This is a genomic window from Chryseobacterium foetidum (assembly GCF_025457425.1).
GTDB lineage: Bacteria > Bacteroidota > Bacteroidia > Flavobacteriales > Weeksellaceae > Chryseobacterium > Chryseobacterium foetidum.
In genome coordinates, this window is record NZ_JAMXIA010000001.1 from 2,282,089 (window position 1) to 2,296,204 (window position 14,116).

General features: G+C 41.7%; 7 protein-coding genes, 2 tRNA genes and 3 rRNA genes. 10 read left to right on the forward strand and 2 right to left on the reverse strand.

The genetic code is table 11. From position 1 onward, the window contains the following. Window positions 1–366 precede the first annotated feature (366 nt). From NG809_RS10805 to NG809_RS10850, 10 genes are all read left to right on the forward strand, one after another. Window positions 367–1,758, forward strand: coding sequence for an RtcB family protein (locus tag NG809_RS10805; protein WP_262150544.1), 1,392 nt, complete (start codon window positions 367–369; stop codon window positions 1,756–1,758). A gap of 214 nt (window positions 1,759–1,972) precedes the next feature. Then, window positions 1,973–2,671: a peptide chain release factor H gene (gene prfH / locus NG809_RS10810; protein WP_262150546.1), complete on the forward strand. Its 699-nt coding sequence runs from the start codon at window positions 1,973–1,975 to the stop codon at window positions 2,669–2,671. Next, on the forward strand, window positions 2,658–3,161 hold the full coding sequence (locus NG809_RS10815) for a tetratricopeptide repeat protein (protein WP_262150547.1): 504 nt from the start codon (window positions 2,658–2,660) through the stop codon (window positions 3,159–3,161). Before prfH ends, NG809_RS10815 begins: the two co-directional genes overlap by 14 nt. Before the next feature lie 371 nt (window positions 3,162–3,532). Continuing rightward, on the forward strand, window positions 3,533–4,246 hold the full coding sequence (locus NG809_RS10820; RefSeq protein WP_262150549.1) for a C40 family peptidase: 714 nt from the start codon (window positions 3,533–3,535) through the stop codon (window positions 4,244–4,246). A 1,736-nt stretch (window positions 4,247–5,982) separates the two neighbouring features. Further along, a 16S ribosomal RNA gene (locus NG809_RS10825) occupies window positions 5,983–7,499 on the forward strand. A gap of 274 nt (window positions 7,500–7,773) precedes the next feature. Further along, window positions 7,774–7,847 (forward strand) — tRNA-Ile (locus NG809_RS10830). A 94-nt stretch (window positions 7,848–7,941) separates the two neighbouring features. Then, window positions 7,942–8,018: transfer RNA gene (locus NG809_RS10835), tRNA-Ala, on the forward strand. A gap of 202 nt (window positions 8,019–8,220) precedes the next feature. Next, window positions 8,221–10,983 (forward strand): 23S ribosomal RNA (locus NG809_RS10840). A gap of 163 nt (window positions 10,984–11,146) precedes the next feature. Beyond that, window positions 11,147–11,254: ribosomal RNA gene (rrf, locus tag NG809_RS10845) — 5S ribosomal RNA — on the forward strand. Together the 16S, 23S and 5S rRNA genes with 2 tRNA genes alongside form the textbook arrangement of a ribosomal RNA operon. Window positions 11,255–11,733: 479 nt before the next feature. After that, the gene (locus NG809_RS10850; protein WP_262150551.1) at window positions 11,734–12,222 is read left to right on the forward strand and encodes a hypothetical protein; all 489 of its coding nucleotides are present in this window, start codon (window positions 11,734–11,736) and stop codon (window positions 12,220–12,222) included. A 213-nt stretch (window positions 12,223–12,435) separates the two neighbouring features. Here NG809_RS10850 and NG809_RS10855 read toward each other — a convergent pair whose 3' ends face one another. Together NG809_RS10855 and NG809_RS10860 are read right to left on the reverse strand one after the other, a co-directional pair. Next, window positions 12,436–12,858 carry a DUF6146 family protein gene (locus tag NG809_RS10855; protein WP_262150552.1) on the reverse strand — a complete coding sequence of 141 codons (423 nt, stop codon included), beginning with the start codon at window positions 12,856–12,858 and terminating at the stop codon, window positions 12,436–12,438. Window positions 12,859–12,927: 69 nt separating this feature from the next. Further along, window positions 12,928–14,115, reverse strand: coding sequence for an endonuclease/exonuclease/phosphatase family protein (locus NG809_RS10860; protein ID WP_262150553.1), 1,188 nt, complete (start codon window positions 14,113–14,115; stop codon window positions 12,928–12,930). Between the last annotated feature and the right edge of the window lies 1 nt (window position 14,116).

A 14,116-nucleotide genomic window follows, 5' to 3' on the forward strand; every position in this document is an offset into this window, starting at 1 on the left:
AGCAACATCTGTGTAGCAACAAGGTATCATTTTACGAAAGAACTCCGTAGGAGTTCAATCTTTAATGAGCAGATTAGAAGAAATGGAATTTTTATTAGGAGCTTAATCCCGCTGTCCACTGTATCTTTTTTTGCCAACGCTTTTTTCAAGCCAATGCAAAAAAAGGATGCCGTTACCATCGGGGCTAGGACAAACTCCTGCCATAAAACCTAACGGGTTTCAAAAACCGATAGGTTTGTCAAACAAAATAAACCTTCAAGGTTTCCAAAACCTTGAAGGTTTGAATAAAATCAACTAAAAATTTAGTTGGAAAATTAGATGCGAGCTTATCAATCATCTCTCATCAATCATCAATTATATAAAACAATGGGAAATTTAAAACTAAAAGGAAAAGATATATTAAAATTAGGCTATCCAAACAACCAGAGTGTAAACATCGCTTTGGAAGTCATGAAAAGAAACTTTGCAACCAAAAACATTCATTATGTAAAATCTCTTCTCAAGGAAATTCACCAAAATCCGGAGAACTTCGAGAAAGATTTAACCTTCGGACAAATCGCGGAAGCTTTGCTTTCATCCAAGAAAACGGAGAAAAGAATACTCAACACCAACAGAGCCTCTTTTCAGATTTTCGGGAACAATATTTCAGATGAAGCAAAAAACCAATTGTACACCGCATTGAAACTGCCAATTGCAACACAAGGCGCGTTGATGCCCGATGCACACAGTGGTTACGGACTTCCAATAGGTGGCGTTCTCGCGGTAGAAAATGCTGTAATTCCTTACGGAGTCGGGATGGATATCGGTTGCAGAATGTCACTCAGTATTTTGGATACACCAATTTCATATCTCGACGGCGCAAGAGACAAATATGAAAAAGCCCTTGCCGAACACACTAAATTCGGGATGTATGAAACGCACAAATCTCACGTCGACCACGAGATTTTCGACAGAGATACGTTTGATTTGATTCCGATTTTGAGAAGATTAAAAGGAAAAGCCATCAAACAAATGGGAAGTTCCGGCGGCGGAAATCACTTTGTGGAATTCGGGGAAGTGGAAATTATGGAAGCAGATGAACAAATCAATCTTCCAAAAGGAAAATACCTTGGAATCCTTTCTCACAGCGGTTCACGTGGATTGGGAGCAGAAATCGCCCAGTATTATTCAAGAGTGGCGACAGAGCAATGTCCGTTGCCAAAAGAAGCACAAAATTTCGCCTGGCTGGATTTGAACACGCATCTCGGATTAGAATACTGGACAGCGATGAATCTCGCAGGAGATTACGCTTCGGCCTGTCACGACGACATTCACAGAAGACTGGTGAAAGCAGTCGGCGGAAGAGTGAAAGCCAGAATCGAAAACCATCACAACTTCGCGTGGAAAGAAATCCACAACGGAAAAGAAGTGGTAGTTCACAGAAAAGGCGCAACTCCAGCCAATGAAAACGAGTTGGGAATGATTCCCGCTTCGATGACTGCGAAAGGTTTCATCGTCCGAGGAAAAGGAAATCCGGATTCGTTGAATTCAGCTTCTCACGGAGCAGGAAGAGCTTTTTCGAGAGGAGAATGCAGAAACCGTTTCACTCAAAATGACATTAAGAAAGAATTAAAACTCAAAAATGTCACCTTGATGGGCGGAAATGCCGAAGAAGCACCGATTGCGTACAAAGACATCAACGAAGTGATGAACGCACAAAGTGAATTGGTCGATATTCTCGGAACTTTTCAACCTCGAATTGTGAGGATGGATAAATAATGATTAATGTTGGATGCGGGATGTTGGGTGTTTGATGTCAAAAACCTGCATTTTAATTCTTTTGAAAGTCATTAAATAATTTATAACAAATAGTAATACAAAGGAGAAAAACCATAGCCCCGATTGAAGCGGCATCCTTTTTTTGCGTTGGCTTGAAAAAAGCGGTGGCAAAAAAAAGATATAGCGGAAAGCGGGAAATAGCTCCTAAAAAACAATGGACAAAATAATACAAATCACCTCGGGAAGAGGACCTTTAGAATGTCAATGGGTAGTTGCCAAAGTTCTGAAGGTCTTTCTTGAGGAAGCAAAACAAAATAAAATCGATTATGAAATCATCCACCGTGAAAATGGCGATGAAAACCTGACTTTGAAATCTGCGACCTTACTTTTAAAAGGAAAAGAGGTCAACGAGTTTTTGAAAAACTGGCTCGGAAGCATTCTTTGGATTGGAAAAAGCACTTTCAGAAAATTCCATAAACGAAGCAATTGGTTTATCGGGATTTTTGAACTGGAAGGTTTGGAGAAAATGGATTTTAATGAGAAGGAAATTCAGTTTCAGACGGCGAGAAGTCAGGGAAGCGGCGGACAAAACGTGAACAAAGTGGAAACCGCTGTTCGTGCAACCTATCCGAAAACCGGACAAAGTGTTTTCGTACAGGATTCCCGTTCGCAACTGGAGAATAAGAGACTTTCCATTATTCGCTTGAAAGAAAAAGTGATGGAATTTCACATTCAGCAACTGGAAAAACAGATGCAGGAAACGTGGAACAATCATTTGAATGTTCAGAGGGGAAATCCGATTCGAACATTCTCAGGAACCGATTTTAAAAAGAATCATCAGGAGAAATCTTTTAAAAAAGAAAGACATCAACTGAAAAATGAATTAAAAAATTACAGAAATGACCTTAACTAAAAGTAAATATTATTTCGAAGCCTTGGATAATTATCCATACAGCTTGCCGGATTGTTTGGAAGCCTTGAATTATGCGCTTTCTTACGACCCTGAAGATGCAGATTCGCTTTGTCTGATGGGAAGAATCTACAGCGAAATGCTCATCGATTATGAAAAAGCGAAACTTTATTTTGAGGAAGCGATGCAATGTGACGTCACGAATCTGAATACGCCAAAATACTACATCAAATGCCTTTTGGACAACGAAGATTTGCAGGAAGCGGAAAAGCTGATTAACTATTCTTTAAAAATAAAAGGAATTGATAAATCGGTATTATGGTTTTACAGAGCGTTGCTTTCTGAGATAAGAGGAAGTTTTTTGAATTCTTTGAAGTTTCTGAAAGAAGCGGAAAAGTATTGTTTCACTCCTCAAAGTCTGGATTGCATGAAAAGCCGTAGAAAATTTGTTAAATCCAAGTTGCAGAAGAAATCTAAAAACATAAAAAAGTGATAAAAGCATTTCAAGTGTTAATATAGTTTTGATAAAAAAAATTAACTATGCATCAAATATATAAGGTATAGTTTTATACAAACCTTTTTTAAGCGAATAAAATGCTGGAAATCAGATAAAAATCTATGACGTTTGTCATGTTTTTCAAACAAACGTTTCAATTTGTTAAAAAACCTTAATAAAAAAAACCGCTCGACGGCCATTTACGGGCGTCAGCGGTTTTGATTGCTTTAACATAGTTAATAAATATGTTAAAGTGTGTTAAATGCAGTCTTCGCAAGTATGAGATTCGACAGGTTTATAATGCGAATCGATACTTTTGTAACGCTTTAAAAATAAAAGACAACGTTTAACACGGAAATAATTTATCTATGAAGAAAAAAGTTTTGTTGTATTTGGTGATGCTGATCTCTACTGTAAGTTTACAGTCTTGTGTTACTAATTATGTAGTTTCAAAACCAACAACCTATATTAAGGACAACAAATCAGATGCCAATTATGCGGCAGTTGAGAGCAAAAGGTTGGAAATGGATAAAAAGCAGCTAATCAGCTCTTTTGTATCTGAAAAAACAGTAGCGCTATCCAACGCAAAAAACAAATTAAAGAACTCTGAAATTGCTAAGGCAATCAAATACAATAAGGTAATAGACAACATCCTTACAGAGGCAGAAACTTATTTGGGTACTCCTTACAGATATGGTGGTACAACGAGAAACGGAATAGACTGTTCAGCATTTGTACTTTCAGTTTTCGGTGCAGCAGCAAGCCTTACATTGCCAAGAGTGGCAGCTTCACAAGCTAAAGAAGGAGAATCAATTGATAAAACAGAATTACAGAAAGGAGATTTGGTTTTCTTTTCACATGGCAGAAGAATTTCTCACGTAGGAATAGTAGAAAGCATTTCAGAAGACGGTGACATCAAATTTATACATGCCGCAACATCAAAAGGAGTCATGGTTTCGTCACTAAGCGATTCTTATTGGGGTCCAAAATTCAGATTTGCGAAGAGAGTAATCGACGAAAACGGAGACAATTATAATGCAACAGCAAAATTAGACTCACAAGCATCGCTTCAAAATTTTTAAAAATAAATAATTGATATTTAAAAAGAGACTGGAATTTTCAGTCTCTTTTTTTTTAGTCAAAAATCTAACTCAATATTTATTAGCTTTCAACCCTTACTCTCACTCTCAAACCCTCAAACTCTCCAATCCTCCCACATAATTTTCAGGAGCCGGGAACCCGCTGTCCACTATATCTTTTTTGCGGCAGCCTCCATTTCATTCCGTCCGCCACAAAAAAGGATGCCGTTTCCATCGGGGCTAGTAACGATTTTGCTTTTTTAGAACGACTGTATTTTGATAAGTAATGAGTAATAAGTAATGAGCAATCAGCCATTGTCCAAAATAATCTCATTACAGAACGCTACAAAAACTAAAATCGAAAAGACAAAAATTCAATACCAAAGTTTCAAGCATCCATTCTCCACTACAATTTCACTGCAACTAGCAGTAAAAAAAACAATCTCTCCTTATAATATACCCCGTTGAATCATTCCCCTCCTTTGGAGGGGATGTCAAAATCGCAGATTTTAGACGGGGGTGGTTACTCCCACGCAAAACCACTCTTTTAAGAATCGAAGTATAACAACATCAAGTAAAACTCTCACCGCTGGTGCGGGCGTCCCGCCCGTACCCACTTAGATAAGCACAGTTTCCCTAACAAGCACATTTTAGGAATGCCACTCGCTCGTTTTGGAGTTCCGCCCGGAAACCACAAAAAAAATTACACCAACAAAAACTCTCTATTTTCAAAACCCAAACAACTCGTCACCTTCATTTCGCAGCCCGTAATCCATAACCCGCACCCCGAATCTCAAACATCAAATCTCAAATCTCAAACATCAAATCTCAAATTTTTTTTGTCCGCTGGTTCTGGCGTCCCGCCCATACCCACTTAGAAAATCATAGTCTCTCTTCCGGCAACTGTTAGAAATGCCACATTTGTCAAAAATCCGAACAGCAAAATCACATCCACCATCACCGCACTCCGGAGGATTGCTATCTGAAAAACCTGTACAATGACCTTCCGCCCAACATTGCCACACCCCGTAACCTGAAATCAATCATCCCTTCATTCCCCGGCTCTCCAACTCAACCACTAACCAACTCAACCACTAAAGTCCTCCAAACCCCGTACCCTGAAATCAATCAATCCTTCACCCTCCGGCTCTCCAACTCAACCACTAACCAACTCAACCACTAAAGCCCTCCAACCCCGCACCCCTAAAACTCCCATCTCCCAACTTCCATCTCCTATCTTCCATCTCCCATCTTCCCACAACTTTTCCCACACTTAACCAGCGTGTTGTGACATTATGTTAAATAAATATGAATAAAAGTTTGGTGGGGATATTAAAAGTTTCTACTTTTGCACCACTGAAAACGGAAGGAAGTAAGTAGCGCAGGAGGATAAAGATAAGAACAAAACTTCAGAAAAAATATCAGCTGAAAAATTTGCAAGAATAAAAAACAGTTGTATATTTGCAGACCCAATTATGGGGAAGCGCAGAAGTTAGAGATTGAGTGAAAAGGTAAGAAAATTAAGGTCGTCAAAAAACTTTAAAATTTCTTGAAAAAACATTTGGTCATGTTAAAATAACTTATTACTTTTGCACACGCAAATGCGGGGCGAAACTGACAGAAAAGTAGCCCGGTTAAAAAGCGGAAGAGAAGAGATCATTGAAGATACAATATAACAACCAAAAAATAAGGAAAAACTAAAGCGTAATTAAGAAACTTTGAGTGAGTCAGACAAACATACAATGGAGAGTTTGATCCTGGCTCAGGATGAACGCTAGCGGGAGGCCTAACACATGCAAGCCGAGCGGTATTTGTCTTTCGGGACAGAGAGAGCGGCGTACGGGTGCGGAACACGTGTGCAACCTGCCTTTATCAGGGAGATAGCCTTTCGAAAGGAAGATTAATATCCCATAATATATTAAGTGGCATCATTTAATATTGAAAGCTCCGGCGGATAGAGATGGGCACGCGCAAGATTAGATAGTTGGTGAGGTAACGGCTCACCAAGTCAGTGATCTTTAGGGGGCCTGAGAGGGTGATCCCCCACACTGGTACTGAGACACGGACCAGACTCCTACGGGAGGCAGCAGTGAGGAATATTGGACAATGGGTGAGAGCCTGATCCAGCCATCCCGCGTGAAGGACGACGGTTCTATGGATTGTAAACTTCTTTTATACTGGGATAAACCTACCCTCGTGAGGGTAGCTGAAGGTACAGTATGAATAAGCACCGGCTAACTCCGTGCCAGCAGCCGCGGTAATACGGAGGGTGCAAGCGTTATCCGGATTTATTGGGTTTAAAGGGTCCGTAGGCGGATCTGTAAGTCAGTGGTGAAATCTCACAGCTTAACTGTGAAACTGCCATTGATACTGCAGGTCTTGAGTAAAGTAGAAGTGGCTGGAATAAGTAGTGTAGCGGTGAAATGCATAGATATTACTTAGAACACCAATTGCGAAGGCAGGTCACTATGTTTTAACTGACGCTGATGGACGAAAGCGTGGGGAGCGAACAGGATTAGATACCCTGGTAGTCCACGCCGTAAACGATGCTAACTCGTTTTTGGGTTTTCGGATTCAGAGACTAAGCGAAAGTGATAAGTTAGCCACCTGGGGAGTACGTTCGCAAGAATGAAACTCAAAGGAATTGACGGGGGCCCGCACAAGCGGTGGATTATGTGGTTTAATTCGATGATACGCGAGGAACCTTACCAAGGCTTAAATGGGAATTGACAGGTTTGGAAACAGACTTTTCTTCGGACAATTTTCAAGGTGCTGCATGGTTGTCGTCAGCTCGTGCCGTGAGGTGTTAGGTTAAGTCCTGCAACGAGCGCAACCCCTGTCACTAGTTGCCATCATTCAGTTGGGGACTCTAGTGAGACTGCCTACGCAAGTAGAGAGGAAGGTGGGGATGACGTCAAATCATCACGGCCCTTACGCCTTGGGCCACACACGTAATACAATGGCCGGTACAGAGGGCAGCTACTTAGCGATAAGATGCGAATCTCGAAAGCCGGTCTCAGTTCGGATTGGAGTCTGCAACTCGACTCTATGAAGCTGGAATCGCTAGTAATCGCGCATCAGCCATGGCGCGGTGAATACGTTCCCGGGCCTTGTACACACCGCCCGTCAAGCCATGGAAGTCTGGGGTACCTGAAGTCGGTGACCGTAAAAGGAGCTGCCTAGGGTAAAACAGGTAACTAGGGCTAAGTCGTAACAAGGTAGCCGTACCGGAAGGTGCGGCTGGAACATCTCATTTTAGAGCGTCTTTCGACGTTAAACAAAAACAGTACGCAAGTACATTGTACTTATTTAAAGTTTTTTAGCTTTAGTTTTTTTATTTGGTTGGTATATATATGAATGATAAAAGATAATTGATCAGTGATAAAACATCATACATCAATCATCATTTATCACTTATAAAAAACATAAACCCACTAGAAATTAGTATAAGGGATAAGAGATTGGGAATGAAAATGAAATATGCGGTATGAAAATATCAATTATAACTCATTAATCATCACTCATAACAAAGTCTCGTAGCTCAGCTGGTTAGAGCGCTACACTGATAATGTAGAGGTCGGCAGTTCGAGCCTGCCCGAGACTACTAATTTAAGTGATTTGAAATTGAAGGTTTGAAATTTGAAATTCGTTAAGTCTGAATATCAAATCTCAAATATCAAATCTCAAATCAAACTAGAGGGGAATTAGCTCAGCTGGCTAGAGCGCCTGCCTTGCACGCAGGAGGTCAAGGGTTCGACTCCCTTATTCTCCACCATCACCGATGGTTTAATTTTAAAAAGCAGATAGAGCCAAAAACAATATTTTGCGAATTAGATCAGAAGTAGAGAAAAGATCATTGACATTAACGGTAAAGATATCACAAAGAGAAAACCGGGCGCGGAAAAGCGCTTGAGTTTACAAAAATATTATTGGCAGCAATGCTGATTAAAAAATACTGAACTAATCAACAAATTAGGAAAGAAATCGTTAAGGGCGTATGGCGGATGCCTAGGCTTTCAGAGGCGAAGAAGGACGTGGTAAGCTGCGAAAAGCTCGGGGGATTGGCACACACGAATTGATCCCGAGATGTCCGAATGGGGCAACCCGGCATGTTGAAGACATGTCACTCCGCAAGGAGAGCAAACCAGGAGAACTGAAACATCTAAGTACCCTGAGGAAAAGAAATCGAAGAGATTCCGTAAGTAGTGGCGAGCGAACGCGGATTAGCCCAAAAGCTTTTATATGTTTAATAGAATGTTCTGGAAAGAACAGCCAAAGAGGGTGATAGCCCCGTATATGAAAGGCATATTAAAGTGATAAATGAGTAGGGCGGGACACGTGAAATCCTGTCTGAATATGGGGGGACCATCCTCCAAGGCTAAATACTCCTGAAAGACCGATAGTGAACAAGTACTGTGAAGGAAAGGTGAAAAGCACTTCGAATAGAAGGGTGAAACAGAACCTGAAACCGTACGCCTACAAGCGGTCGGAGCCCACAAGTTGGGTGACGGCGTGCCTTTTGCATAATGAGCCTACGAGTTAATTTTACTAGCGAGGTTAAGCACTTCAGGTGCGGAGCCGGAGCGAAAGCGAGTCTGAACAGGGCGCATAGTTAGTAGGATTAGACGCGAAACCTTGTGATCTACCCATGGGCAGGTTGAAGCTTTGGTAACACAAAGTGGAGGACCGAACCGGTTGACGTTGAAAAGTCTTCGGATGACCTGTGGGTAGGGGTGAAAGGCCAATCAAACTGGGAGATAGCTCGTACTCTCCGAAATGCATTTAGGTGCAGCGTCGATTTACAGTTTATTAGAGGTAGAGCTACTGATTGGATGCGGGGGAGTCAAATCCTACCAATTCCTGACAAACTCCGAATGCTAATAAATGATGGTCGGCAGTGAGGGCATGGGTGCTAAGGTCCATGTCCGAGAGGGAAAGAACCCAGACCAACAGCTAAGGTCCCCAAATATATGTTAAGTTGAAGCAACGCGGTTGGACTGCATTGACAGCTAGGATGTTGGCTTGGAAGCAGCCATTCATTTAAAGAGTGCGTAACAGCTCACTAGTCGAGCGGTCCGGCATGGATAATAATCGGGCATAAACATATTACCGAAGCTATGGATTTACAGTCACGGGACTGTATCTGGTAGGAGAGCATTCTGTTTGCGCCGAAGCAGTACTGTGAGGTATTGTGGAGCGGACAGAAAAGAAAATGTAGGCATAAGTAACGATAAAGCGGGCGAGAAACCCGCTCACCGAAAGACTAAGGTTTCCTCAGCCATGCTAATCAGCTGAGGGTTAGTCGGGACCTAACGCGAACCCGAAAGGGGTAGTGGATGGACAATGGGTTAATATTCCCATACTTGCTCACACTAAAAAGGGGACGGAGTGCCGTACTTACTGGAGACTGACGGAATAGTCAAGACCTAGCCTTCGGGCGAAGTTGCTGTAGGGAAAGTGCTTCCAAGAAAAGCCGAAGTGAAGCAACCCGTACCATAAACCGACACAGGTAGTCGAGGAGAGAATCCTAAGGTGCTAGAGTGAATCATGGTTAAGGAACTAGGCAAAATAGTCTCGTAACTTCGGGAGAAGAGACGCCATCAGCAATGGTGGCCGCAGTAAAAAGGCCCAGGCGACTGTTTATCAAAAACACAGGACTCTGCAAAATCGAAAGATGCAGTATAGGGTCTGACACCTGCCCGGTGCTGGAAGGTTAAGGAAGGGCGTTAGCAGCAATGCGAAGCGTTTGACTGAAGCCCCAGTAAACGGCGGCCGTAACTATAACGGTCCTAAGGTAGCGAAATTCCTTGTCGGGTAAGTTCCGACCTGCACGAATGGTGTAACGATCTGGGCACTGTCTCAACCATGAGCTCTGTGAAATTGTAGTCTCGGTGAAGATGCCGAGTACCCGCAATGGGACGAAAAGACCCTGTGAACCTTTACTATAACTTCGTATTGACTTTGAGTAAGTAATGTGTAGGATAGGTGGGAGACTATGAAGCAGGCACGCCAGTGTTTGTGGAGTCAACGTTGAAATACCACCCTTTACTTACTTGGAGCCTAACTTCTTAATTGAAGGACACTGCGTGGTGGGTAGTTTGACTGGGGTGGTCGCCTCCAAAAGAGTAACGGAGGCTTTCAAAGGTACCCTCAGCACGCTTGGTAACCGTGCGTAGAGTGTAATGGCATAAGGGTGCTTGACTGTGAGACCTACAAGTCGATCAGGTGCGAAAGCAGGACATAGTGATCCGGTGGTTCCGTATGGAAGGGCCATCGCTCATAGGATAAAAGGTACTCCGGGGATAACAGGCTAGTCTCCCCCAAGAGCTCATATCGACGGGGAGGTTCGGCACCTCGATGTCGGCTCGTCACATCCTGGGGCTGGAGAAGGTCCCAAGGGTTGGGCTGTTCGCCCATTAAAGTGGCACGCGAGCTGGGTTCAGAACGTCGTGAGACAGTTCGGTCTCTATCTATTGCGGGCGTTAGATGTTTGAGAGGGCTTGAATCTAGTACGAGAGGACCGATTTGAACAAACCTCTGGTGTATCAGTTGTTCCGCCAGGAGCACCGCTGAGTAGCTACGTTTGGAAGAGATAAGCACTGAAAGCATATAAGTGCGAAACTCGCCTCAAGATGAGACATCTTTTAAGGGTCGTGGGAGATGACCACGTTGATAGGCTACAGGTGTAAAGCTGGTAACAGCATAGCCGAGTAGTACTAATTACCCGTAGATTTATAGCCTAATTGGCAGCGTTAATCCGCGCCGCTCAGGTTCTCTCTTTGTGAATGTTTTTATCGATAAAATTATGTAGAATGTATGAAAGTACAATGTACAGAGTAAAGCACAACGCTTACATACTTTATACATTATACAACAGTACGTCCCTACGTTATATACAGCCTTTAGGGTGGTTTTAGCGGTGGGGCTCACCTGTTCCCATTCCGAACACAGAAGTTAAGCCCACCAGCGCCGATGGTACTGCGAAAGCGGGAGAGTAGGTCGCCGCCAGTTTTTTATTCAAATCCTCAATCATTTATTTGATTGGGGATTTTTTTTGTTTTGATGCGGGGTGCCAGATGCGGGATGCGGGGTGTGAAATTCAAGATTTAAGGTTCAATATTCAAGGTTCAAGGTTCGGGATGCGAGATACGGGATGCGGGATGCGGGATTCAAATTCAAGATTTAAGATTTAAAATTTAAGTTGGATGCAAGATTGGGTTAAGATTTACAATGCTGGTAGGTATTAACATCTTAGTTTGAAGACAAATAAACCATTCACCAAACGGACTTTTACCATGCTTTTGATAAAAAAATGATGATGTCTCAGGCACGCATCACCCATCATCCATCATTAATCATCCAACATCAGTTATAATTTAAAGTTCAAAAGAGGCGACTGCCTGTTTTTAAAGTATTTTTTAAATATCCCTCGTTCGGTCATTGTAATTTTCAAAAATATTCACGAATGTTTTTGGGTACAAAATTTTGATATGTTTGTTTATAATTTTAGGCAGAAGATGAATGAGCTTACTGCTTTGTTACTGATAGATATTTCCAACGGTCATAATCCTTCTGCTTTTGAGGAGGGAACACCGGAACAAACTGTTGAAAATCATTTTGCAGATGTAGAAAAGTATTTATATGGATTTACTCCAATGCGAACATTCAGTAGCTACTGCGGTCTAGAGTCACAATACTTTCCTCCGGCTGATTTCTTTACAGATGAAGAATTATTGCTGATCTGCAATGCGTTTGAAAAGATGATGTTCAGTTGGAATCTTGGTGTAGATTACCCAGAGAATCTTCCAATAGCACGTAGATATAAAGCAATAATTCAGACGTTGGATATGAAGACTGGAATTGTAAGCAGTGGAATGTTGCACTTTGATTATTGTACAGGTAATGCACCAGACTGCGTTTGGAAAGAATACTGTCCTTGTCTACGAATATGGAACTCGGAAACCTATGATCATGAATGAATTTAACAGCGATTTCTTTGTTATAAACGCTTCAGGTTTTAACCAATTTCTATTTAATTAACTGGTTTCAGCAACTTAATTAATTTATTATCGGCAAAGTCCCTAGCCCCGATCGCAACGGCATCCTTTTGTGAAGCGGTGGGGAACTTGCGGTGGCCACAAAAGATATAGTGAAGAGCGGGAAATAGCTCCTAAAAGATCTCATTTTAATTTTTAAAATCTTGTTGAGTCTCTTGCTCCCAAGCCACTCATTTTTAAACCGTATTTCCATTGGACATAAGCGAAAACCTGATAGAGTCTGTACTCGAATTTGATACCGTACTTTTCTGTGGGATCGTATTGTATTGATGATTCTATAACGTTTCTGTAGCGTCCTGATGTGAAGTAGGAGTTCCATTCTGTAACGAGGAAGGTGTTTCTGTTTTTCAGGTAGCTTTCAGAATACTGCGAAATAGGTTGGGCAATTGCATTGAGAAAGTAATCGTACTGCGTGTCTATGACTGTAAGTTCCCATTCTCCATCGTCATTTTTTTCCGGTTTCATCACCGCTTCTTCTTCGCTCTTCTGTGGCTTGTTCTGAGCGTAATGAAACGTCGGAAAAAGTGTGAGGGCGAATATTATAAGTAAGTTTTTCATTTGTACATGTTTTTAAATAAGTAAGGCACTCCAATTAGAGTGCCTTTAATGCTGTAGGTTAAATTTTCGTTACGGTTCTTTCTGCAAAACCACGAAAGCAGGAAAGTGATCGCTGTAACCTCCTGTAAACTGATCACCATTCCATGAGCGGAATGGGTAGCCACGGTAATTTCCTTCTTTGTTAACTAAATAAGGCGGTGCAAACACCTCTGCTTTGTAAACAGAGTATTCTTTGGTAACCTCTTTTGAAGTGACATTTTGCGAAACAATGATCTGATCAAACAGGTTTGGAGCATCCTGATACGCCAAAGATGCAACTCCTTTTTTGTACAGTGGATACATCAAATTGAGGTATGGTGTTGTCTCACTAAGATCTTTTGGATTTGCCTGTGCTTTCAGGTGATTTTTTAAACTTGAACTTACAGGGTCGTCGTTAAAGTCACCCATTGCAAATAATTTTACGGTTGGATCTGCTGCACGTACACTGTCCATCTGCTTTTTGAGCAACTGTGCTGCTGCAATTCTTTTTGGTAGAGAGGCTGCCTCACCGCCTCTTCTTGAAGGCCAGTGATTCATAAAAACAGTGATTTTTTCGTTGTCTAAAAGCCCGCTTACCACCAAAATATCTCTTGTATATTCTCTTTTCCCTTCTTCATTAAAAACTTTAAGTTCTTTCTTGAGTGAGTTGGTTACCTTAAATCTTTTTTTCTGATAAATCAGTGCGACATCAATACCTCTGTAGTCGTAAGAATTGTAATGCACTATTCCGTAATCATATTTGGCTAAAGTAGGATGTTTTACCAAATCTTCTATGACCTGACGGTTTTCTACCTCGATAAGGCCAACAACTGCCGGAGCTGTTTTGGTGTATAGTGCGCCCATTTCGGAGATTACTTTTGCTTCGTTAGCCAGTTTCTGCCTGTAGACTTTTGTATTGTAATTTTTGCCGCTTGATGGCGTAAATTCGTCTGCTCCGCTTTGATAGCGAACAGCTTTTTTGCCTTTCAGGGACTCGTCATTCCAAACGCCTTCATATTTTTCTGATTCAAGAAATTTTATACTGTCTAAAGGGATGCTGCGATGAAAAGCAGGGTTTTTTATATCTTTCGTTCCGTCTATATAATCCGCAGATTTTATGGTGTCCCAAAGATTTTCTACGTTTAAAAATCCTACTGTCGCAACTTTTCTAAGCTTTCCCTGCTGTGCAAAACTCCATGTTGTAATTACAAGCATCAGTATGCTCAATGACTTTTTCATT

Excerpts from the sequence above, each read along its gene's own strand:
- NG809_RS10805 (WP_262150544.1), top strand. The coding sequence starts at position 367 with ATGGGAAATTTAAAACTAAAAGGAAAAGATATATTAAAATTAGGCTAT.
- prfH (WP_262150546.1), top strand. The coding sequence starts at position 1,973 with ATGGACAAAATAATACAAATCACCTCGGGAAGAGGACCTTTAGAATGT.
- NG809_RS10815 (WP_262150547.1), top strand. The coding sequence starts at position 2,658 with ATGACCTTAACTAAAAGTAAATATTATTTCGAAGCCTTGGATAATTAT.
- NG809_RS10820 (WP_262150549.1), top strand. The coding sequence starts at position 3,533 with ATGAAGAAAAAAGTTTTGTTGTATTTGGTGATGCTGATCTCTACTGTA.
- NG809_RS10850 (WP_262150551.1), top strand. The coding sequence starts at position 11,734 with ATGTTTGTTTATAATTTTAGGCAGAAGATGAATGAGCTTACTGCTTTG.
- NG809_RS10855 (WP_262150552.1), bottom strand. The coding sequence starts at position 12,858 with ATGAAAAACTTACTTATAATATTCGCCCTCACACTTTTTCCGACGTTT.
- NG809_RS10860 (WP_262150553.1), bottom strand. The coding sequence starts at position 14,115 with ATGAAAAAGTCATTGAGCATACTGATGCTTGTAATTACAACATGGAGT.